Origin of the sequence: Rhodomicrobium sp. R_RK_3, from assembly GCF_002198715.1 — a bacterium.
GTDB lineage: Bacteria > Pseudomonadota > Alphaproteobacteria > Rhizobiales > Rhodomicrobiaceae > R-RK-3.
Genome location: NZ_MWLK01000039.1, coordinates 160416 through 180127 on the forward strand (window position 1 = coordinate 160416; position 19712 = coordinate 180127).

Annotated in this window: 24 protein-coding genes and 1 tRNA gene; 15 read left to right on the forward strand and 10 right to left on the reverse strand. The window is 61.5% G+C overall.

Annotated elements, in window-relative coordinates:
* Positions 1-4: 4 nt before the first annotated feature.
* The gene (locus BLEFHOIH_RS25780) at positions 5-562 is read right to left on the reverse strand and encodes an isochorismatase family protein (RefSeq protein WP_088348931.1); all 558 of its coding nucleotides are present in this window, start codon (positions 560-562) and stop codon (positions 5-7) included.
* A gap of 249 nt (positions 563-811) precedes the next feature.
* Between BLEFHOIH_RS25780 and BLEFHOIH_RS25785 the strand changes: the two genes are divergently transcribed.
* The 3 genes from BLEFHOIH_RS25785 to BLEFHOIH_RS25795 all read left to right on the forward strand — a co-directional run bounded on the left by BLEFHOIH_RS25785 (position 812) and on the right by BLEFHOIH_RS25795 (position 1964).
* A complete protein-coding gene (locus tag BLEFHOIH_RS25785) occupies positions 812-1534 on the forward strand; it encodes a Maf family nucleotide pyrophosphatase (RefSeq protein WP_088348966.1) in 723 nt (240 codons plus the stop codon).
* Positions 1531-1785: a DNA gyrase inhibitor YacG gene (yacG, locus tag BLEFHOIH_RS25790; RefSeq protein WP_088348932.1), complete on the forward strand. Its 255-nt coding sequence runs from the start codon at positions 1531-1533 to the stop codon at positions 1783-1785. The genes BLEFHOIH_RS25785 and yacG overlap by 4 nt, the downstream gene beginning before the upstream one ends.
* Before the next feature lie 103 nt (positions 1786-1888).
* Positions 1889-1964: transfer RNA gene (locus BLEFHOIH_RS25795), tRNA-Phe, on the forward strand.
* A 76-nt stretch (positions 1965-2040) separates the two neighbouring features.
* On the opposite strand, the gene BLEFHOIH_RS25800 is transcribed toward BLEFHOIH_RS25795, so the two are convergent.
* From BLEFHOIH_RS25800 to BLEFHOIH_RS25840, 9 genes are all read right to left on the reverse strand, one after another.
* The gene (locus BLEFHOIH_RS25800) at positions 2041-3117 is read right to left on the reverse strand and encodes a tyrosine-type recombinase/integrase (RefSeq protein WP_088348933.1); all 1077 of its coding nucleotides are present in this window, start codon (positions 3115-3117) and stop codon (positions 2041-2043) included.
* Complete coding sequence (locus tag BLEFHOIH_RS25805) at positions 3083-3337, reverse strand: hypothetical protein (RefSeq protein ID WP_088348934.1); 255 nt, start codon at positions 3335-3337, stop codon at positions 3083-3085. The genes BLEFHOIH_RS25800 and BLEFHOIH_RS25805 overlap by 35 nt, the downstream gene beginning before the upstream one ends.
* Positions 3318-3680, reverse strand: coding sequence for a DUF4326 domain-containing protein (locus BLEFHOIH_RS25810; protein WP_088348935.1), 363 nt, complete (start codon positions 3678-3680; stop codon positions 3318-3320). Before BLEFHOIH_RS25810 ends, BLEFHOIH_RS25805 begins: the two co-directional genes overlap by 20 nt.
* A 97-nt stretch (positions 3681-3777) precedes the next feature.
* On the reverse strand, positions 3778-4014 hold the full coding sequence (locus tag BLEFHOIH_RS25815) for a hypothetical protein (protein WP_088348936.1): 237 nt from the start codon (positions 4012-4014) through the stop codon (positions 3778-3780).
* Between the two features lie 112 nt (positions 4015-4126).
* The gene (locus tag BLEFHOIH_RS25820; protein WP_088348937.1) at positions 4127-4414 is read right to left on the reverse strand and encodes a hypothetical protein; all 288 of its coding nucleotides are present in this window, start codon (positions 4412-4414) and stop codon (positions 4127-4129) included.
* Between the two features lie 23 nt (positions 4415-4437).
* Complete coding sequence (locus BLEFHOIH_RS25825) at positions 4438-4713, reverse strand: hypothetical protein (RefSeq protein ID WP_088348938.1); 276 nt, start codon at positions 4711-4713, stop codon at positions 4438-4440.
* Positions 4710-5111 (reverse strand): ASCH domain-containing protein, encoded by a 402-nt coding sequence (locus BLEFHOIH_RS25830; RefSeq protein WP_088348939.1) that lies wholly within the window; start codon positions 5109-5111, stop codon positions 4710-4712. The genes BLEFHOIH_RS25825 and BLEFHOIH_RS25830 overlap by 4 nt, the downstream gene beginning before the upstream one ends.
* A gap of 4 nt (positions 5112-5115) precedes the next feature.
* Positions 5116-5799: a hypothetical protein gene (locus BLEFHOIH_RS25835; protein WP_125461892.1), complete on the reverse strand. Its 684-nt coding sequence runs from the start codon at positions 5797-5799 to the stop codon at positions 5116-5118.
* A 132-nt stretch (positions 5800-5931) separates the two neighbouring features.
* The gene (locus BLEFHOIH_RS25840; RefSeq protein WP_088348941.1) at positions 5932-6186 is read right to left on the reverse strand and encodes a hypothetical protein; all 255 of its coding nucleotides are present in this window, start codon (positions 6184-6186) and stop codon (positions 5932-5934) included.
* Between the two features lie 190 nt (positions 6187-6376).
* Here BLEFHOIH_RS25840 and BLEFHOIH_RS25845 point away from each other — a divergent pair, with 190 nt between their 5' ends.
* The 12 genes from BLEFHOIH_RS25845 to BLEFHOIH_RS25910 all read left to right on the forward strand — a co-directional run bounded on the left by BLEFHOIH_RS25845 (position 6377) and on the right by BLEFHOIH_RS25910 (position 19625).
* Positions 6377-6703: a hypothetical protein gene (locus BLEFHOIH_RS25845; protein ID WP_125461893.1), complete on the forward strand. Its 327-nt coding sequence runs from the start codon at positions 6377-6379 to the stop codon at positions 6701-6703.
* A 1413-nt stretch (positions 6704-8116) separates the two neighbouring features.
* Positions 8117-8521 (forward strand): single-stranded DNA-binding protein, encoded by a 405-nt coding sequence (gene ssb / locus BLEFHOIH_RS25860; RefSeq protein ID WP_170937392.1) that lies wholly within the window; start codon positions 8117-8119, stop codon positions 8519-8521.
* A gap of 17 nt (positions 8522-8538) precedes the next feature.
* Entirely contained in the window at positions 8539-8913 is a 375-nt protein-coding gene (locus BLEFHOIH_RS25865) for a hypothetical protein (RefSeq protein ID WP_125461894.1), read from the forward strand.
* Positions 8892-10088: a hypothetical protein gene (locus BLEFHOIH_RS25870; protein WP_088348947.1), complete on the forward strand. Its 1197-nt coding sequence runs from the start codon at positions 8892-8894 to the stop codon at positions 10086-10088. Before BLEFHOIH_RS25865 ends, BLEFHOIH_RS25870 begins: the two co-directional genes overlap by 22 nt.
* A 22-nt stretch (positions 10089-10110) precedes the next feature.
* Positions 10111-11277, forward strand: coding sequence for a DNA polymerase III subunit beta (gene dnaN / locus BLEFHOIH_RS25875; RefSeq protein ID WP_170937393.1), 1167 nt, complete (start codon positions 10111-10113; stop codon positions 11275-11277).
* Entirely contained in the window at positions 11277-11897 is a 621-nt protein-coding gene (locus BLEFHOIH_RS25880; RefSeq protein ID WP_088348949.1) for an SAM-dependent methyltransferase, read from the forward strand. The genes dnaN and BLEFHOIH_RS25880 overlap by 1 nt, the downstream gene beginning before the upstream one ends.
* A gap of 205 nt (positions 11898-12102) precedes the next feature.
* Entirely contained in the window at positions 12103-14835 is a 2733-nt protein-coding gene (locus tag BLEFHOIH_RS25885; protein WP_170937394.1) for a bifunctional DNA primase/polymerase, read from the forward strand.
* A 118-nt stretch (positions 14836-14953) separates the two neighbouring features.
* Entirely contained in the window at positions 14954-15511 is a 558-nt protein-coding gene (locus BLEFHOIH_RS25890) for a hypothetical protein (protein WP_125461895.1), read from the forward strand.
* Positions 15512-15629: 118 nt separating this feature from the next.
* Positions 15630-17192, forward strand: a complete 1563-nt coding sequence (locus BLEFHOIH_RS25895; RefSeq protein WP_088348952.1) for a TOPRIM nucleotidyl transferase/hydrolase domain-containing protein — start codon at positions 15630-15632, stop codon at positions 17190-17192.
* Positions 17177-18208, forward strand: coding sequence for a DNA helicase UvrD (locus tag BLEFHOIH_RS25900; protein ID WP_088348953.1), 1032 nt, complete (start codon positions 17177-17179; stop codon positions 18206-18208). Before BLEFHOIH_RS25895 ends, BLEFHOIH_RS25900 begins: the two co-directional genes overlap by 16 nt.
* Positions 18209-18425: 217 nt before the next feature.
* Complete coding sequence (locus BLEFHOIH_RS27110; protein WP_176427193.1) at positions 18426-19259, forward strand: HNH nuclease; 834 nt, start codon at positions 18426-18428, stop codon at positions 19257-19259.
* A 72-nt stretch (positions 19260-19331) separates the two neighbouring features.
* Complete coding sequence (locus tag BLEFHOIH_RS25910) at positions 19332-19625, forward strand: hypothetical protein (RefSeq protein WP_088348954.1); 294 nt, start codon at positions 19332-19334, stop codon at positions 19623-19625.
* Positions 19626-19712: the final 87 nt, after the last annotated feature.

Sequence of the window (19712 nt, forward strand, 5' to 3'; positions counted from 1 at the left end):
GCGGTCATTTGAACAGCGGCTGCAGCTCGGTGAACTCGGCGGTGCCGGCCTTTTCCAGCCATTCCCAGATCACCGTCTCGCCGTCGACGATATGGGCGCCGCATTGGCGCAGCCGCGCCAGCGCCAGGTCGCGCCGCGCCGCGTTCCGCGCGCCGACCGCGTCGGCGGCGACGAACACCTCATAGCCGTCGACGATCATATCGAGCGCGGTTTGGGCGACGCTGACATGCGCCTCGATGCCGGCGATGACGATCTGGCCCCGCCCGGTGTCGCGCGTCTCCTCGAAATGGCTGCGCAGGGCCTCGTCATGCAGGCAGGAGAAGTGCATCTTGGCGAGCACAGCGGCGTCACCGGCAAGCTCGCGCCGGAGCGCGGCGGCGGTGTGGCCATGCTCCTTCGGCGCCTGTTCCGAAACCGTGACCGGAACCTTCAACAGCTTGGCGGCCTTGATCAAGCGCGACGCGTTTTGCACCAGTTCTTTACCGCCGGAAATGGGCGCTAATACTTTATCTTGTATGTCCACGATGAGAAGCTGCGACATCTTCCGTTGCAGGCGCATCATTTGCCGTAACTCTCATCGGCTGACTGGCGGGCTCATTGTCGGCTAAGGATCGAGACTAACGCAAATTGACTGATTATTGAAGGCTAACCGGCGATTTGCCGCGCGCCCGCCGCATTGAGCTTGGCGGGCTCGGCGGGGGCGGGGGGAAAGCAGGCCGGCGACCGGGCGGCGGCGGAGGAGAGGCTTGATTTTGCCCGGCGGGGCGGCCAATCTCCCCGCGTCAAGAACGGTTTTCCGAAACGGCACACCATGATTCTTCCCAATGCCGCGTTGCTGGGCGCGAATGCGGACGGCGCGCAGCCGGTGCAATCCGGCGGCAAATCGAAAAAGCGCGCCCTCGCCAGCCATCTGCTGGTGCTTGCCAGCGCCTCGCCGCGCCGGCTGGCGCTGCTCGAACAGGTCGGCATCGAGCCGAACGCGCTGCGGCCCGCCTCGATCGACGAGACCCCGAAGAAGGGCGAGCGGCCGCGCAGCCTTGCCCAGCGCCTCGCCAAGGCCAAGGCGCTCGCCTCGCGGGAGCGCATCCAGCGCGAGCCGGAGCTGAAGGACGCTTTCGTGCTCGCCGCCGACACCGTCGTCGCCATCGGCCGCCACTCGATCGGCAAGCCGGAATATCTCGACGAGGCCGCCAAGGCGCTGGCGACGCTGTCCGGCCGCACGCATAAGGTCTACACGGCGGTCTGCATCGCCACGCCCGAGGGCAATGTGCGGATGCGCACGGTCGAGACGCGGGTCCGTCTGAAGCGCCTCAACCGCGAGGAGACCGACAGCTATCTCGCCTGCGGCGAATGGCGCGGCAAGGCCGGCGGCTATGCGATCCAGGGCGTGGCGGGCGCATTTGTCGAAAAAATCGTCGGATCCTATTCCAACGTCGTGGGTTTGCCTCTGATCGAAGTTGTCAGCCTCTTGGCCGGTGAAGGTTTCCCGGTCTATTTCAACTGGCTGAACCGAGCCGAGGTCGATGCCGTATGAACCATCAGACTGGCGACGATAAGCAGGACAACAAGAGCGAAGCCGCCGCCAAGCCCACCCCGCGCTGCCCGATCTGCGGCAAGCCGCGCGAGGTGGCTTACCGGCCCTTCTGCTCCAAGCGCTGCGCCGATGTCGATCTCGGCCGCTGGCTGAACGAGCGCTACGTGGTCCCCGGCGACATCGATGCCGACGAGGATGGCGAAGGCGCCCCGGCCACATCGCGGCGTTCGGAGGACGAGAGCGGAGCATAAGATTTGGCGCCGGACGGAGTGTAAATACCGACGCATCTTGTCTGGACAGGTCGCCGCCTATTCCCTATAAACCAATCCGGCCGGCCCTTCGCGCCGCGCCATTGCCCAGGTAGCTCAGTCGGTAGAGCAGCGGATTGAAAATCCGCGTGTCGGTGGTTCGATTCCGCCCCTGGGCACCATTCTTTTCAATGACTTAGCGCGACCGTCCAGGTTTTCTAGACAGGCTTGTCCGGTGTTTCTAGACAAGCACGCTTCTCATTTCGTTCCAGTTCGCCCCTTACGCCCTCCTCTCTCCAATGGTTTCAATTTCCGGATGGCCGCCTTGCTGCGATGTGAGCGATCGGCCTCACGCGAGTAATGTTCGGCCATCTTGCTCGAGCGCTGCCCGAGCACCGCGGCGATGTCTTCGGCCGTCACGCCGGCTTCCGCCAGCACGGTCGCGACCGTGTGGCGCAGGCCATGGAATGTCAGCCCAGCGCCGATGAGCTTCTTGGCCTCCAGTTTTTTCAGCTCCTTGCGAAAGGACGCCCGGAAGCCGCTCTCTGTCCACGGCCTGCCTCGCGAGTTCGCGCACAAGGTAATGGCGTCATGGGTCGGCGCTTCCCGCAGCGCCTGGCGCAGATCTGCGAGCACATGGATATCGATGGCGACCAGGCGCTTGCTGGTTGTGATGTTGATGCAATTGCCGGCGACGACCTTTCGCGGCAGCGTCAGCACATCGCCCTGGCGGATCCCAGTATAAAGCGCGATCGCGACCGGCAGGCGAAGGTGCGGCGCCAGGTTCTCCAGGACCACTTTTCGTTCGGCCATCGTCCAGGGGCGATTGACCGTCCGGGCATCTCGCGGCCGCTTGATCTTTTTCATGTCCCGGGCGGGGTTCGCTGACATCGTGCCCATGCTCATGGCATGGACAAAGAGGATGGAGAGCACACTCCGGATGTAATTGACGAAGCGCCTGCCTCGCTCTTGGCGCCACTGGATCCGCAGCGCGTTCAGCGTGGGCGGGGTGAAGGCGCTGAGATTGGCCTTCCAGAGTGGCCCTAGGAAATCGAAGACCTTCTCATAATCGCTGCGCGTGCGCGTTGTGAGATCTTTGAACTCATCGGTGAGCTTGTAGTTGAGGATCAGCTCTTTGAGGGTGCCCGGCTTGGCATCGAGCTCGGCCCGGTCTTTGGCAACTTTGTCCAGCTCGGCCAGCCGCGAAAAGAATTCGGGCGAACCGAACTCCTCTTTCATCCGTCGACCAGTTGCCCGGTGATAGCAGTAGTATTTGCCGGCCTTCGGCTCGAAATAGCGCTTAATGCCCTGGACGCGCGTCACGGTTGCCGGCATGCCACATCCGCTCTAAATCGTCGCCCTCGACGATAGGGCGGAAATTGTTGATGCTGTCAATCCAGCGATCGAGCGCATGCCGATCGTAGCGGGGAATCCTGGCGAGCAGACTGACCGGCCGCACCGGGCAGGCCTTTTTGAAATTCGATACGCAAAGCCCGCAATAAGCGGCCGCCTGGCTCTGCGACAGAAGGCGCGGCTCAATCGCAGCTCGAGACATCTCGGTCCCCGATCTCGCTCTTGTAGGCTAGCTCGAGCAGCACGTCGCCATGACACGGCCCATCGAGCGGACACCAGCACGCGAGGTTTTTGCCACGCAGCTCGGCGATATGGCTGAAGACATGGTCGCGCGCGGCGCGCTGCTGTGCGACCGGCGTCTTGCAGGTCGGGCAGGTTTGGCCTGCCAGGAGCGCGCGGTAGAGTTCGACACACTCTGCCCGACTGCCGTCCTGCCCAACGATGAATGGATTGCCCCATCTGGTCGCGCGATCGACTTTCACAGTGTTTTCCGGCATGCGCCATCCCTTGGCGCGGCGGAGCTGAATGCGTGTGGGGACAGTCATTTGAGCAATCCTGAGATTTCGTCTAACCAGGCATGGGCTCGGCGCGCTCGGAAGCGGCTGTGTGCCAGCCGCTTCGCGGTTTAGGCGCCGCAGCCGCTTAAGCTGCCGCGTTGTCGGTCGCCGCCTGTTCTGCCGGATGCGGGTCCGCCGCCTCGGCCGACGCCGGGAGGGGCAGTTCGATCAGCTCGACGGATCGCGTGTCGGTGAGGTGAAGCTCCTGCTCGCTATGAGGTGCGATTTCCTCATGGGTGCTTGATGTGCCGCCATCGACCTTGTCATTGATCACGAGCCGGACAGGCCAGTCGTGTGTTTGCACTGTGACTTTCGTCGCCATGTTTTCGTCCTTCTGGTTGGGCTGAACGCATTACAAATTTGGAGGGAGCGGCAACGCCCCGCGTCGGCCGCTCCCCGCCCCCAGGTTGCTGGGAACCCGTTCGGGTGGGGGCTTAACTGATGAGCACGGCCGCCGATTCCTGGCCCTGCGTCTTGGCGTTGGTCGCCTTGCCAATGCCGGTGCAGAGGTAATCGAACAGCGAGTGACGCTGGATCGGATCAGGCACCTCGGCGAGGTACGAAGAGGCGATTTCGCCGAGGGCGGAGAAGATACGCTCCATGTCCTGCGCACCGTGATGATACTGGTTCGCGTGATCGCGGATGGTCTCTTTCAGCGCGATGCCCAGCCGGTGCGAGATCATGGGTGTGCCTTTCGAGTCGTTGATGCGATGAAGCTGCAAACTGCCCGCCCTGGATGGAATTCTTACTGGATTGCCCGCTCGACCAGCTCCAGTCCCCGCTGTGTCAGCCTGGCTCTCCCGCGGCCGTGTGGCATCTCCAGAAGACCCTTCGAGACAAGCGCGTGGACGGCATTCGGGGCGATGCCCCAGCTGCGCGAAAAGCCGCGCTCGATCCAGCCGTCGACCGCATTGTCGACTTCGCGCAGGACCTGCTGCTGGCGAGGCGTCAGCCGTTGGAATTCCTTGCGGGCATCGGCCAGGTTGGTTTCGTCGATCACTTCGGTGAGATGCTCGCTCATGGCTTGTCCATCACGTCGGGGTTGAAGAAGCCGAGGCTGCCCTTCAGCGGCCGGAAGGGCACAGCGCATGCCTCGGTCAGCACGAAGCCATACCTGCCGGCGAACCAGGGTGACGGGTGCCTGCGCACGCAGTCGAGGATCTTCGCCTCGCCGACGATGCCGCCGAACTGCAACTGGTCCGGCGGCGGGCAGGGCGGCAACTCGGGCGCCTCCGGCCGGATGACGTTGTCGTAGAAAACGATGAAGTCCGCGTACTCGACGCGGCTCATGCCCTTGGCCGCGTGGATCAAGAACGGCCCGCGCAGGTTGGTGTGCCAGTCGCGGTTCTCGATGTCCTTACCGGCGTGCAGGATGGCCCAGGCCCAGGGTTGCCGGACGCTGAGGGCATATCGCAGCATGGGATCACCTCTTGTCCGGGAGGCCACAGGCCGCGATGAGCTGGCCGTAGGTGTTGAGATAGCGGGTGACCGTATGATCCCAGCGCTCCGGCATCACGACGTAGGGCAGCGGCTCCTGCGTCAGCGCGTGCGATCGATGGATGAACGCGCCGATGTCGCGCTCGAGGGTGGCGTCGAGCCGGTCGCGGGCGTAGAGGATCGCGTTCGCAAAATCCCCCTGGAGCCGGCCGAAGTCCGGGACCTCGAGGGCGGCCATGATGCGGCCCTTTAGGCTCTCGCGCAGTTGATCGCGCCAGCAAAAGGCGAGCGCCGGCACCGTCATACCCATCTCGGCGGCGCGGGCGATCGGCGGCACATACCCGAGATAGGCATCGCTCGCGTTCAACAGCAGAGCATGCAGCTGCGCCAGCGGCCCCCGACACCGAAGGATCGTCGCCAGCTCCACCGCATACTGCGCGGCCGCAAAGGGGGCATGGCGGCTCTCCGGGAAATAGAACGTCCGGCCGAGGTGGTACGCGAGATCCGTGATCGCAAACTGATCGCCACCTTCAATCGGCGGCCAAATTACCGGCGTCAACCCACTGTAAGCACGCAAATAATAGGCTCGTGCGCAGATTTCTTTTATAATCTGCGGCTTATTAGCGCGCCTAGCGTGAGACGTCAGAACGGTGCTCTGAGGTTTACCCATGTGATATCCTGAAGATTGCTATGCCATTTGGGCGCTTTGGTCCTTGGTTTACTCAGTACGCTGACAGGAACACTTTAGAGAGGGAAATATGACACAATTTGTTACATCTTGGACCTCTGCGGGCTCTCAGGGTCAGGCGGCTTTCTTCAATTCGGCGGGCGGCTCGGCCTTCGCGTTGTGATGCTGGAGGCGCTGCCGGAGGCGGCGGAACGTTGTTCGCCAGACAATCCGGAGGCGTCGAACCTCGGCATGGCGGGACCGGCCATAAGGGCAGTCGGAGATGCCGAGACGGGGGTTTTTGGCAGCAGCCCAGGCTTGCGCCATGGTGTCGGCTAGCGCGGCGTGCGGGATCGGTAAGCGGGAGAGATCGGTGATGTCGTAGTGCATTGATTAGGTATCCATTCTGCAACTAAAGTCGTATATGCAGAGTAAGTTAACGCCTTATGATGCCAATGCTCATGATAGACGCGTGTATTCATGAGTAAAAAAAGGAATTGCTGGGCAGTAATTTCTCCAACGCTTCAGCGTTGCATGATGTGTTTGGAAATTGGACTGCGCGTACAATTGGGGATGGATTGTGAAACGTTTGTTTCGTGCGTTGTTCGGCGACATTCTGCGCGGGTCGAAGATGGTGCCGAATACAAGAGAGCATCGGCGTCATCTGAGCGGCTCGTTTTACGTCGAACACGTCTGTGAAAATGGGGAGGTCGTGCTGCAATACGTCGAGCCGGAAAGGCTGACGGAGAAAGGCGGCTGCCTTTATCTCTATGGGTGGTGCGAGGCGATGCCGGCGTTTCGCTGTATTCCGGTCCACCGCATGACGCAGCTTGTGGACGATCGGACAGGCGAGATGGTGCCGCGCGGAGATATCGCCGGCTGGCTTACCAATCGCACCTTGAATTGAAGTTTTTGAGCCGTTCGTGCCGCGAAGGCCGCAGCTTCTATCTTGCCAACGCCGGCCGCGAGCTACTGCCGGCAGCTGAAATATATCGGCGTGTTTCTCGCGCATGGGCGGCCCCTCGGACATCGTCTCGGGGGGAAAGGTAATTCACCAGCGGTGAGATTGTCAAGAACCAGTCTCACCGTTGGTGAGATTGGAAATTTCACTCCCTGTCTCACGCAGGCTCGAAATTATCTTTTGAATATCCAGTACAAGGCGATGCGATAGGCTTGAAAGATCGCCACGGTAGATCCAGTCCAATGTCAGACCATACGCGGTGCAAAGCAGCATTATGTGCTCTACCCTGGGATACCGGGCGCCCGATTCCCACATGCTGTAGGCGCTCGAGCCAAGCCTGGTCGGGGCATAGAACGTCTTTTGATCCAGGCCGAGCGCGAGCCGCGTGATTTCCAGCCGCTTTCCGAGCGCTTCTGGCCTGGTTACATGTACGGGGCTTATCATGACAGTTCCGTCGCATGCACAGTTGGTGAAAGCGACTCACAGACTCGAGCTTGACAAATCTCACTATGTGTGAGATTACTCCCAGCATGGTTCATAATGTTTCGCTTTCGACAGTATCGGAGGTGATTGACGCTTTAGGCGGCCCATCCGCCATGGCGCGCATGTTCGGTGGCGTTCCGAGTAGGTTCTCCAATTGTCGGGCGAGGCAGGCATTTCCGCCGAGCATCCACATGCGAATTTACGTGGAGTGCATGAAGCGTGGCCTAACCATCGCGCCAGAGCTAGTCGGGGTCACTGCGGACGATTTGGCTATTGCAGCGGGCGATCGGCAGCGAATGCTTCCAATGGCGGCCGAGTGACCGCATGGGGCGTGCACTTAGGGCCAAGCGCAAAGACTACCGCTGCGCGTGAATGGCTCTCAGACCCGGCCGATCGGAGCCCTGAATGCTCACCTGATGCGGTTTTGAATCCCATGCGAACGGAAGTGTTGAGTGCCAGGAGGAACGGACGCAGCGAACCCTGGCAGGAGCTCCCTAGTAGGCGAGGCCCGCACGGACGGCGCCTGCAACGTCTGAGATTATGGGCGTGACAGCCGGGAGAGACCGGCACCTGTACGAGTTTCTAGCCTCCCATCAGTGCCTTTGCCCGGCGGCGTCATTGGTTCCCGCCGGGCGTTTTTCCCTCGTTGCGTCAATGCGTTCTGGTGATGCGCCGGGCCCCCTCTGGAGGTGCCCCCGCCTCTCCGCGGACTTCTGCCAGTCCGCACCGGCGCATCATCAGTGCGAGTTGTGTCAGTGGTGTTCGTTGCGTGCGTGAGCGGGTGGCCGTCAACCCCGCTGTCGTTTCGCGTCCGGCCGGATGGGCGTTTCCCGTTCTCCCATCCGGCCTGCGCGACAGGATGCTAGGAGATCGCACGTGCTGAACAAAGTCTTGCTCATCGGCCATCTCGGCCAGGCGCCGCAGCTGAAGCAAACCTCCGGCGGCCAACCCTTTGCCATCCTGTCGCTCGCAACCACGGAGCGCTGGCGCGACAAAGCCGGCAATCGCCATGAGCGCACCGAATGGCACCGCATCGTGGTGTGGCGCGAGAACCTCCTGGAGTTCGTCGAGCGCCTGAAGAAGGGCTCGAAGGTCTGGGTCGAGGGCAGCCTCGCCAGCCGGCGCTGGGAGGATGAGAAGGGCATCGAACGGTACACGACCGAGATCGTGCTGCAGGGTTTCAATGCGCGCCTGGAGCGGCTTGATCGCAGCAAGGGCGGCGTCCCCGATCCCGAAGGCGAGGATGCCTACGGCACTGAGAGGGAGCCGGCCGACGCTTAAGCGCGGGCGGAGAACACATGCCCCACGCGGCGACAAGCATTTTCACCGAAGAACAGCGTGCCCAGGCGATCATGCTCAAGGTACGCGCCGATCATCTGGTCAGCTTCTATGGTGTCCGCCACTCTGTCGGGCCTCTGACTATCCCGCACGACTGGACCGTCTGGTTGTTGATGGAGCGGGCCGGCGTGCCTCGCGATCTCATCGCCGAATATGGCTACGTCGATCGGCGCTGGCTCGACAAGCGGCTACGCGTCGGCAAGGTCGCCATGATCTTCGCCCCGTTCGCGGCCCGGATCGAGGCGCTGTCAAAGCGCATGCCGCGCTTCAATGCGCCTAACCCCGGCGTTCTCTCGATCGGCATGGAGGGCGTATGCGTCGCTCGAGCGGAATAAACTGGCCCCGGATCCGCGCCCGCGCGGCGGCGGCGCCGGGCCTCGCCATTGCCGGCATCTTCATCGGCGCATCGGGCATGATGAGCGTGAGCTTCGGCTATGAGCTTGGCAAGCCCTCCGGCCACGGGCTGATCTTTGCGGCGGTCGCCATCGGCATTGAGGGCTTTGCCGATCTCTCGATGCCGCTGTTTTGGCATCGCCTCAAGCTGCTCGGCAAGGCGGTGCTGATTGCTTTCTTCGGGCTCTGCCTGGTCTATAAATTGACGGCCGCGAACCGCTTCGCGGCCGAAAACTTTGGTAAGCACGAGGCGGCGGCGACGACCGCGGCGACCGATTACGAGATCGCCACCCAGAAGGTCGAGGCGCTGCGGCGGACGCTTGCCGGCAATGCCGATGTCCGCCTCGTCAGCGTCATCCAGAACGACATCAACGCATTGCTGCGGGATCCGCTGACCGAGGGCTGCAATGGGCCGCTCAACGGCGAGGTCACCAAAAAAGTCTGTCCCAAGGTCGACGTGCTGCGCGGCGAGCTCGCTCGAGCGAAGGCGCGCGATGCCGCGGAGGCCGAGCTGCCCGCCGCGATCGCGGCTCTCTCGGCCAAGGCGACCGGCGCCGGCGGCGCCACGAGCGAGAGCGCCGGGCCGGTCGCGGCGTTGCTCGGGCTGATCGGCTACCACATCGCTAGCTGGTCGCAGTTCATGGCCGACCTCCTGATGATGATCGTCGAGTGCGGTGCCATCTTCGTGCCGATGCTCGTCGGGTCCGCCTTCGGAGAGGGACGCCGCCGGGAGAATCCGCCGGCCGAACCAGTCGCGCGCCCTGAGCCTCCGGCGGCCGAGGAGACGTCTCCAAAGCCCCCCCTGCGGGGCCTCACCGAGAAGGCGAAACGGGACTCGGCCGAACTGACCGCGTTTCTGGGCGATTGCACCGAGCGGGCGGGCGGCGAGCGGGTGAATTCAACCACGCTCTACATGACTTATTGCGAGTATAATCAATCGCTTCCGGGCGACCCGATTACGCTCAATCAGTTCGGCAACGTGCTGACCAACATGCTCGGCCTGACCAAGGTCAAGAGCGACGGCAAAATCTTCTACATGAACCTCCGGCTGAAGACTCCCGCCGAGCGCGCGCAGGGCTCCAAGCATCTCCGCGTGGCGGGCGGCCGGGCGAAGTGAACAGGGGCAGGACAGCATGCAGATGACGGTCGAGAGGGACGTGCTTTTGAAGGTGCTCTCCCACGCGGCGGCGGTGCCGGAGACCAAGAACACCATCCCGATCCTGAACTGCCTGGTCATCGGCACCGATGGCGAGGGCGGCTTCGTCAGGGCCACCGATACCGACCTCGAGATCTGCGCGCCGTTCGAGGCCCATGTCATCAAAAAGGGCAGCGTCGCGGCGCCGGCGCGGCTGCTCGCCGACATCGTCAAGCGGATGCCGTCGAAGGCGCAGATCGCCGTCTCCATCTTCAAAGAGAAGCTGCGGCTCGTCTGCGGCAATTCCAAATTCGATCTCGGCGTGCTGCCCGCCGATGACTATCCATTCCCCCAGGTCAAAGAGGGGCCGGTGTGGCGCTTCGAGATCGAGGCCGAGCGGCTGCGCAGCCTGTTTGCCGGCGTGCGCCATGCCATCGCCAATGACGAGACGCGTTTCTATCTCAACGGCATCTACCTGCACGTCACCGACGCCGAGCCGAGCCATCTGCGCGCCGTTGCCACCAACGGCCACATGTTGGCAATGGTCGCCTGCGAGGCGCCGCCGCTGAGTCAGGGCATGGCCGGCGTCATCGTGCCGAAAAAGACCATCGGCGAGATGATGAAGCTGCTGCCGACCGGATCCGGCCTGGTGACGCTCACCGTTTCCAGCCGCCTCATCGGCCTCGAGCTCGCGGGCGGCTGGATGCTGAGCTCAAAGCTGATCGAGGGGACGTTTCCGGACTATCCGCGCGTCATTCCCACCGATAATCCGCATCGGGCCAAGACAGCGGCCGACTCGCTGGCGGGTGCGATCGATCGTATTGCGACGCTCTGCGACGCCGACCATGCGGGCATCGTCATGATCATGAAGCCGGGCGGCCCGATCACCATCGCGGTAGATCGTGCCGCTCTCGGATCGGGCCGCGACCTGGTCGGCGCAGACACCACCGGGCAGCGAGCGGCGATCGGCATCAACCACCGCTATATGGCGGCTATCCTCGCCAGCCTCTCCGGCGCGACGCTCGAGGTGCATTATAACTCCAGCTCCGATCCGGTGGTGTTCCGGGTCGAGGGCTCCGAGGACAGCGTCAACGTGCTAAGCCCGATGAAGGTGGATGCGGGCGCCGAAAGTTTCGCGGCCGCGGCCGATATGCTCGATGAGGCCGCCTGATGGCGCTGGCGACAGGTGGCAAACGGCATGCGCACAAGGTTCGCGGCGCGGATCTCTATGAGACGCCGCCTGAAGCGGTCAGGGCGCTGCTCGAGCACGTCGCGCTGCCGCGCTGTATCTGGGAGCCGGCCTGCGGACCTGGCGCGATCGTGCGGGTCCTGCGAGCCTCAGGCTTCACGGTCTTTGCCTCCGATCTCAATGATTGGGCCTGCCCGGACAGCCTGGCTCGGGTCGATTTCCTGATGGAGCGGCGGGCGCCGGTCCACATCCAGGCGATCGTGACCAACCCGCCCTACATGGTCGCCAACGCCTTCATCTATAACGCGCTCGAGCTTGTGCCCCGCGTCTACATGCTGCTGCCGCTGCAGTACATGGAGGGCGGCGAGAAGGACTGGCGGCGCGACAGCCTGATCGACGGCGGCCACCTAGCCCGCGTGCTGCCATTTCGGGAGCGGCTGCCGATGATGCATCGGCATGGATGGGTCGGAAAGCACGCGAGCTCGTCGCGCTGCTACGCCTGGTTCGTCTGGGACAGGGCGCATCGCGGGCCGGCGGTGATCGAGAGAATTTCCTTGAAGAAGGGAAGCGAGCGCCCGGCGCTCAATGAAAAAGCCGCGTGAGACTGCCATCTCATCGCGGCTTTGTATCGTGTTGTTCGAGTTGAACTAAAGGGTTTCCAAGTGGTGCGGCGTACATCGCAAGTACTCATTTGCGTGAGCGCGCAGCCGAGCCGAGATCTACCATCTCCGGCCCGGCGGCGCAAGATATCGCGCTGCAGAAGGGGATGTGAGGTCTATGACTGGGGGGACGACACAAGCTGTTTCGATGCTCGAGGCAGCGCTCGAATATGCGCGGATGGGATGGCCAGTGTTCCCGTGCAATCCGATCCAGGACGCGGCCGTCAAAGGCAAAAAGCGGAAATCGAAATCTCCGCTGGTCGCGGGGCCAGATAAGGACGCGGACGGCAACGCCATTCCCGAAACCGGAGGCCTCTGGCGCGCGACCACCGATGAAGCGCAGATCCGCAAATGGTGGGGCAAATACCCGAAAGCCCTGATCGGCGTGCCGACCGGCGCGCGCAGCGGCCTCTTCGTAGTCGATCTCGACCCGGCCGAGGGTGAAACCGCAAAGGACGTGTTTGATAGGCTGTGGGACGCTGTCGGCAAATTCCCGAACGGGCCGGTGTCGGAAACGCAATCCGGCGGCATGCATATCTGGTTTCGCAATCCCGATGGCGAACTGCCGCACAATTCGGCCAAGCGTATTCCCGGCGTCGATTGGCGCGGCCATGGCGGTTACGTGATCGTGCCGCCATCGGTGATGGCCGATGGTAAGGCCTATCGCTGGCGGGTGATGCCCCGCGAGCTGCCCTTTCCGGCCGCGACACCGCGGCTGCTCGACCTGGTGTTTCAGCGCGGCGACTTCGCGCCGGAGAAGCGCCGGGGCGGCGACGCGGCGCCGAGCACGCCGGCGCGGCCGATCTCGGTCGACAGCCCAGGGGACAAGGCTGTCCGGCGCTATGCGCAAGCCGCGCTCGACCGGGCCCGCAGTGACGTGGCGCGCTGCCCAAAGGGCTCGCGCGGCCATGAGCTGAATGCGGCCGCCTACGGCATGGCGCCCTTCGTCGCGCTCGGCGCGCTGTCCGAGCGCGAGGTGATTGCCGCGCTGCAGGATGGCGCCGATCTGTGCGGCCTGACCTCGACCGATGGGGCAAAGGAGCGCGACGCCAAGATCAGGCGCGGTCTCTCGGCGGGCGCCCAAAACATCGGTGATCTCGATCGGCGCTTGCGCGAGATCCGCGAGGAAGCCGATCGGCGAGGAGTGCGCTTCGATGATGACGGGCGACGCAGCACGTCGCCGGCGATGCCGGAGCCGCCGGAGCCGGTCGAGCCACCAGGCGGCAGCGCCTCGAGCGGATCTGAGCCCAGGTCAGGCGGCCCCGGCGCGCCGCCCGGCATCCTGCCGCCGGAAGACGACGACACGCGCAAGGTCATCCGGATCAAGGCCGGCCGACTTCCCGAGGCGGTTGCCGAAGCGGAGACGGCGCTGATCGAGGCCGGCCCCGGCCCCATTTATCAGCGTTCCGGCGAGCTGGTGCATATCGCGCGGCGCCCGGTCCGGCGAAGCGACGGCTCCGAGGAAACACAGGAAACCGTGGTCAATGTCGAGCAACCGGCGCTGCTCGAGGAGTTGGCTTATATCGCCCGTTTCGAGCGCTTTGATGTGCGCGCGAAAGGCTGGATCCCCACCGATCCGCCGGCGAAGGTCGCCGAGGCCTATTATGGGCGTCGCGCCTGGCGGCTGCCCAACCTGCACCATCTGATCGCGACGCCGACGATGCGCCCGGATGGGTCCATCCTGTCGCGCCAGGGCTACGACGTCGACACCGGGCTCTACCTGACATGGGAGTTGCGCGGGCTAAACGTGCCGGATAAGCCGACGCGGGATGACGCCGAAACCGCGCTGATGGTGCTGACTGAGATTCTGAAAGGCTTCCCCTATGCCGATCGCGATGATGGCGAGCGGGCCGGCTTAGGGCTCAGCGTCGCGCTGGCGGGCCTGATCGGAGCGATGCTGCGGCCGACGCTGCCATCGGCGCCGCTCATCGGGGTCACTGCGCCGAAGGCGGGCACCGGCAAGAGCTATCTGGTCGATCTGATCGCGATGATCGCCACCGGCCGGCGGGCGACCTGCCTGGTCAGCGGCATCAAGCCCGAGGAGTTCGAGAAGAGCCTCGGCGCCATCCTGCTCGCCAGCCTGCCGCTGCTCTCGCTCGACAACATGGTGCAGCCGCTGACCGGCCAGCTGATCTGCATGGCGCTGTCGCAGGAGCGCATCGATATGCGCGTGCTCGGGCTCAGCAAGACCGCCAATCTGCCGACGACGACGGCGCTGTTTGCGACAGGCAATAACCTGAAGCTGCAGGGCGATCTCACCCGGCGGGCGCTGCTCTGCCGGCTTGATGCACGCCTCGAGCGGCCGGAGGAGCGGACTTTCGAATCCGATCTGCTCGGCGAGGTGCGCCGGCGCCGCGCCGAGCTGGTCTCGGCGGCGCTGACCATCGCCCGCTGGGGCTTCCTGCTTCGCAAGGGCAAGTCCGACTGGACGCTCGACGATCCCGGCCTCGGCAAGCCGTTTGCAGGCTTTGAGACCTGGTGCCGGCGGGTGCGGGATCCGTTGGTCGAGCTCGGCTGCATCGATCCGGTCCTGGCCCTCGATGAGGTCCGCGCGGCCGACCCGACCAGTCAGCGTCTGAAGGTGTTGGTCGCCGCCTGGGCCACGGAGATCCGCGATAAGTCGGTCACCTGCAAGCAGGCCATTCACGATGCTCAATATGGCAATGGCGATCTCACAGCGGCCTTGAGCGCCGTCGCAGGCGAGCATGCCGGCGAGCCCAATTCCAGACGCTTGACCAACTACCTAACCGCCAACGAGGGCGTGCCGGTCAGCCTCGATGGCGATGACGGGGAGCCGCCCATCGTCAAGGCCTTCTATCAGGATGGCAGCTACAAGAACGCCACACGTTGGCAGCTGCGGGACGTCGTGCGGGTTAGTTAGAAGGGTCAAGGAACCCGCACTAACGCGTAAAAGTGTCATGACAGTTTCTTATTTAGGGAGTGGTTTCTTGTTGCTTCTAACTAACCCTAAGCCAGTCGATGATAGGAAGCTTGTCACCATGTGGGAGTTGCTCGTCTGGGCCTATAAGCGGCAAATGGTTAGGTACGAGGTCGATCGGGCCACCATCTACCGAGGGAACGGAAATACCCTCTTCCGGGAGCTCTTAGACGCCCGTACGGGCTATTCAGAGCCGCGGGGCTGCATTGTCGGCGCTGGCACCACAGCGCATGCCGACGCCCATGTCGTGCACGCCCACGTCCAGCGCTTGTCCGCCGGACAACGCGACATCATCATCGCCACGGCCGAGATTGGGCAACCGCCCGAATGGGACCCAGCTATTCCGCCGCTGCGTGTGATACCCCTCCGGAAACGTGGAAGCGGTGCGATCGTGCGGATCTGGAGCAAATCGGGCAATGCTATTGGTTGCGCCATCACCTACGACGGTGTGCCGCCTCAGGCCGCGCGGGAGATCCGGGAGAACGCGCGCAAGCTATATGATCGATGGTGGCGTGCGCTGCGATACCTGCGCGGGCGCATGTGGACGGAAGAGCGACTTTCGCGTTGGAAGGTCGGTCGAACTGGTGCCGTGTGGCAGCCTTGGGTCAGCGGGTCCTAGCTGCGCCTTATTTTAGATGGGCGGGCGATCTGCTGATATTACCCCAAGTCTGTAAATTCTTAGATTAAATTTAATACTTTTGTCTTAAAAGAAATGCATCGGCTTAGGGGCCTGGATCATGAAATTAATTGAAAAAATTGTCCTTCACAATTTCAAGCGCTTCCGAAATCTGGACCTAGCGCTGAACGATAAATTGAACATTTTAATTGGCGAGAACGAGACGGGGAAGAGCAGCGTCCTGTCTGCGGTAAACTTGGCGCTCAGTGGAAGCAGGACCCAGATCGAAGCGATCGGCGTCGAGCGCTTGCTTAATTGCGATGCGGTTGAGGAGTTTCTGAATTCCAACAAAGACTACAACAGTCTACCGATCATGTTCGTCGAAATTTGGCTTAATGAGCAGAATAATCATGAGTTGAGCGGGAAAAATAATAGCCGCGACGTCGATTATGATGGCCTTAGGATGGAATGCGGACCAAACAATGAACTCGGCCCCGAAATTCGCGAGATCCTGCAAAGTAATGATCGCATGTTTCCTTTTGAATATTATGAAGTGAAATTCAATACTTTTCAGGGCAACGCCTATAGTGGCTATAAAAAATTTCTGCGACATCTCAGTATCGATACGACTCTGATTGGGCACGAGCGCGCCACGCGCGAATACGTCCGCAACGTTTATGAAGCGAACCTAGAGGGCGCGGAGCGGCAGCAACATCAGCATCTGTATCGAAAAGCTAAGGAGGACTTTTCGCGGAGCGCCCTTTCCACGCTAAACGAGCGGGTCGAGGGCTATGCTTTTTCGATAAAAAGCGATCCTAAAAGCAATCTCGATACGGATTTAACTGTGCTCGAGGGTGGCGTCCCCATCGATCATAAGGGCAAGGGCAAGCAGTGCTTCGTTAAGACTGACTTTGCGCTCGCGCGGGCGACCGGTCCCCGCCAAGTGGACCTGCTCCTGCTCGAGGAGCCTGAGACACACTTAAGTCACGTCAATATGCGGAAGCTTATAGGTAAGATTCGAGGCGCGCATAACCAACAATTACTTATCGCAACCCACAGCAACATGATTAGCGCTCGCCTCAATTTGCGAAATACAATTTTACTACATTCTGCAACCGACCAAGCAATCTCGCTAAACGATTTGCCAAAAGAGACAGGCAGGTTCTTTATTAAAGCTCCCGACCACGGCATTCTGGATTTCGTTCTTTCGAAAAAGTCCATTCTCGTAGAGGGTGACGCCGAGTACATCCTTATGGAGCGATTTTATAGCGAAATTTCTGGTAGGACTCTGGAGCAGGACGACATACATATTCTGTCAGTGGACGGGACGAGCTTTAAGCGCTATCTCGATATTGCAAAGCTTCTCAACATCAAAGTTGCAGTTATTCGCGATAACGATAAAAATTATTCTTTGCACTGCGAAGATCGGTATAGGGCTTATGTGGGAGAAACGATCAAAGTCTTCGCGGACCGGGACGAGGAACGTTATACGTTCGAGGTTTGCTTATACTGTGATAATAGGGGTATCTGTGACGAGATTTTTGGAGAGGCGCGGCGATCTCTCAGTGTGCAGGAGTATATGATCAAGCACAAGACTGACGCGGCGCTTGCGCTGCTCGAGACGGAACGCGACGTCACTTGTCCAGCGTATATCCAAGAAGCAATCCAATGGATAAGCAGTTAGTCCTTGCGGTGGCCGGCGCCGGCAAAACTAAGCTGCTAATCGACAAACTAGACAGAGAGCGCCGGGCCCTGATCATAACCCACACAACGAACAATTTCCGGAATATCAATTCCCGGATCGCGACGACTTTTGGTTTCCTGCCACACAATATCCAGGTGATGACTTACTTTTCATTTTTGTACGGATTTTGTTTCAAGCCGTTTCTGTTAAAAAAAACCGGCGTGCGCGGCATCAATTTTGACCGATGCGGCAACATTCGTGCCGTTGGGCGCGCTCGGTATATCGATAGCAACCAGCGCGCTTACGCCAACCGACTTGCCAAATTAATCCAGGAGTCCGGAGCTGGGGCAGAAGTGACCGCGCGGATCGGCAAATATTTTGATCTGGTGATGGTTGACGAGGTTCAGGATTTTGCAGGAAATGATTTCAATTTTCTACCGGTTATCGCTTCAGCTGAGACGGACGCACTTTTTGTGGGTGATTTCTTTCAGCACACGTACGATACGAGCCGGGACGGCGGGGTTCGGAAAAATCTGCATAAGGACTATGGCCGGTACATCGCCGAATGTGAGGGGATAGGGCTGACAGTTGATCGAGAGACGCTCAGACACAGCTATCGCTGTGGCCCGGAACTGTGCAATTACATCACTGACAGTCTTGGAATTGCGATTGGCTCGCACCGGCAAGACACCACCGGGATCTCATTCCTCGAAAGGGAAAGCGAGATCCGCGAGATTTACAATGACCCCGCGGTCATTAAGCTTTTTTATCAAAACGCCGACGGACATCACGCCTGCCATTCTCGGAATTGGGGGGCGTCCAAGGGCGAGGACCATTACACGGACGTCTGCGTGGTCCTGAACCAAACCTCGTATCGGCTGTATCGCCACGCCAATCTTCGCGCGTTGCGGCCCTCAACCCGCAATAAGCTCTACGTTGCAATGACGCGCTGTCGAGGCAGTCTTTATTTCGTAGAAGAAAAGGCTCTGCGGGGCATCGCGCCGAAAGCAATTTGATGGGCGCGAAGCGGCAAGCAATTTTCGGAGTTTCACGTCGCTCGCGAACTGAGCCCTTGCCTTGTCAAATTGCTTATTGACAAAATACGATTTCTCAGCCAAGTACAATTTACGTTGTGGTATGGTCAAAGAATTGTCCATGTGAGCCGCCGTCGTAGGACGGGCGGTTTTTTTGTTGTCTTCATCACCCGGTGCAATCCATCGGTCCCATTCACGCATGAGCAGACTAAGCTTCGTAGCTCCGCGCCTGACCCGCGCTGCGCCGAAGATCGTTGCTCCCTCACGCGCCGAGCTCGAGCGCGTCAGGCATCGCCGGCGCGACGACGATCAGCCGTGGCGGCAATGGTACAAGACAGCCCGATGGCAACGGCTGCGGCTGACGATTCTCGCTCGGGACCTCTACACATGTCAGCTTTGCTGGCGGATCGAAGGCGACACCTCGAGGCTCGTCTGCGACCATATCGAGCCGCACGGTGGTGAACCGGACCGCTTCTGGAATGGGCCGTTCCAGACGCTCTGCAAGGGCTGCCACGACGGGCAGAAGCAGCGCATCGATCGGGCGGGCAAGAAGGCTGCGTTCTATCCCGATTGGCTGCGGCCATCGAACGTGCCGCTGACCATCGTCTGCGGTGCCCCCGCGTCCGGCAAGTCGCGCTACGTGGCAGAACATGCTGGTCGTGACGATCTCGTAATTGACCTGGACGTCATTGCGTCCGGCCTGTCCGGTGCGCCGCTACACGCCTGGGATCGCGAGCGCTGGCTGCACCCCGCGCTGTTCAAGCGTAACGATCTGCTCGGCAGGCTATCGGGCAAACCACGCTGGCCGGCGGCCTGGTTCATCATTGCCGAGGCTAGCGCGGAGCGACGTCGGTGGTGGCTCGCGAAACTGTCGGCACATGCCGTGGTGGTTATCGAGGCACCTATCGATCGCTGCCTTGCGAATGCCGCGCGCGATGCCGATCGCGACCAGGCTGCCGCAGCCTCGGCCATAGCGAGATGGTGGTGTGCCTATAGGTGCAACCAAGGCGAGACGGTTGTGAAACATTCTTAGGGGGTGGGTGTGAAACATTTTGCCTTTTTCGCCTAGGCCCGCGCCCCCAGCCATTCAGAGGTTTTTTTTTCCGTGAGTGAAAATTCTCAAACCGACGACATCGATGATGCCGCCGGGCCGCCGGATATTGACCTGTTCGGTGAACCGGTCGGCGGGTACCGGGACCCGCGCGGCCGTAAAAAACTTAAGGTCACCAACGAATTACGCGACCGCGTCGCAGTGCTGCGCGCCGGCGGCATGGAACGCGACGAGATCGCCGACGCCATCGGCTGCTCGGAGCGGACGCTTCGGACGTATTTCTTGCCGGAGCTGAATGAGGGCAAGTCGGAGAAGCGGGCGGCGGTGATCGAGGCGCTTTATGCGTAAGCGGGCCTTCTTTCCCACCTATCGGCCGGGCTCAGGCGGTGGCGTAATGCCGGTCCATGAGCGATGGTTTTGACATTAAGCTTAAGC

Excerpts from the sequence above, each read along its gene's own strand:
- BLEFHOIH_RS27110 (WP_176427193.1), top strand. The coding sequence starts at position 18,426 with ATGAGCAGACTAAGCTTCGTAGCTCCGCGCCTGACCCGCGCTGCGCCG.
- BLEFHOIH_RS25805 (WP_088348934.1), bottom strand. The coding sequence starts at position 3,337 with ATGTCTCGAGCTGCGATTGAGCCGCGCCTTCTGTCGCAGAGCCAGGCG.
- BLEFHOIH_RS25810 (WP_088348935.1), bottom strand. The coding sequence starts at position 3,680 with ATGACTGTCCCCACACGCATTCAGCTCCGCCGCGCCAAGGGATGGCGC.
- yacG (WP_088348932.1), top strand. The coding sequence starts at position 1,531 with ATGAACCATCAGACTGGCGACGATAAGCAGGACAACAAGAGCGAAGCC.
- BLEFHOIH_RS25815 (WP_088348936.1), bottom strand. The coding sequence starts at position 4,014 with ATGGCGACGAAAGTCACAGTGCAAACACACGACTGGCCTGTCCGGCTC.
- BLEFHOIH_RS25890 (WP_125461895.1), top strand. The coding sequence starts at position 14,954 with ATGTGGGAGTTGCTCGTCTGGGCCTATAAGCGGCAAATGGTTAGGTAC.
- BLEFHOIH_RS25900 (WP_088348953.1), top strand. The coding sequence starts at position 17,177 with ATGGATAAGCAGTTAGTCCTTGCGGTGGCCGGCGCCGGCAAAACTAAG.
- dnaN (WP_170937393.1), top strand. The coding sequence starts at position 10,111 with ATGACGGTCGAGAGGGACGTGCTTTTGAAGGTGCTCTCCCACGCGGCG.
- BLEFHOIH_RS25800 (WP_088348933.1), bottom strand. The coding sequence starts at position 3,117 with ATGCCGGCAACCGTGACGCGCGTCCAGGGCATTAAGCGCTATTTCGAG.
- BLEFHOIH_RS25830 (WP_088348939.1), bottom strand. The coding sequence starts at position 5,111 with ATGCTGCGATATGCCCTCAGCGTCCGGCAACCCTGGGCCTGGGCCATC.
- BLEFHOIH_RS25785 (WP_088348966.1), top strand. The coding sequence starts at position 812 with ATGATTCTTCCCAATGCCGCGTTGCTGGGCGCGAATGCGGACGGCGCG.
- BLEFHOIH_RS25835 (WP_125461892.1), bottom strand. The coding sequence starts at position 5,799 with ATGGGTAAACCTCAGAGCACCGTTCTGACGTCTCACGCTAGGCGCGCT.
- BLEFHOIH_RS25780 (WP_088348931.1), bottom strand. The coding sequence starts at position 562 with ATGATGCGCCTGCAACGGAAGATGTCGCAGCTTCTCATCGTGGACATA.
- BLEFHOIH_RS25885 (WP_170937394.1), top strand. The coding sequence starts at position 12,103 with ATGCTCGAGGCAGCGCTCGAATATGCGCGGATGGGATGGCCAGTGTTC.
- BLEFHOIH_RS25865 (WP_125461894.1), top strand. The coding sequence starts at position 8,539 with ATGCCCCACGCGGCGACAAGCATTTTCACCGAAGAACAGCGTGCCCAG.
- BLEFHOIH_RS25825 (WP_088348938.1), bottom strand. The coding sequence starts at position 4,713 with ATGAGCGAGCATCTCACCGAAGTGATCGACGAAACCAACCTGGCCGAT.
- BLEFHOIH_RS25870 (WP_088348947.1), top strand. The coding sequence starts at position 8,892 with ATGCGTCGCTCGAGCGGAATAAACTGGCCCCGGATCCGCGCCCGCGCG.
- BLEFHOIH_RS25880 (WP_088348949.1), top strand. The coding sequence starts at position 11,277 with ATGGCGCTGGCGACAGGTGGCAAACGGCATGCGCACAAGGTTCGCGGC.
- BLEFHOIH_RS25840 (WP_088348941.1), bottom strand. The coding sequence starts at position 6,186 with ATGCACTACGACATCACCGATCTCTCCCGCTTACCGATCCCGCACGCC.
- BLEFHOIH_RS25895 (WP_088348952.1), top strand. The coding sequence starts at position 15,630 with ATGAAATTAATTGAAAAAATTGTCCTTCACAATTTCAAGCGCTTCCGA.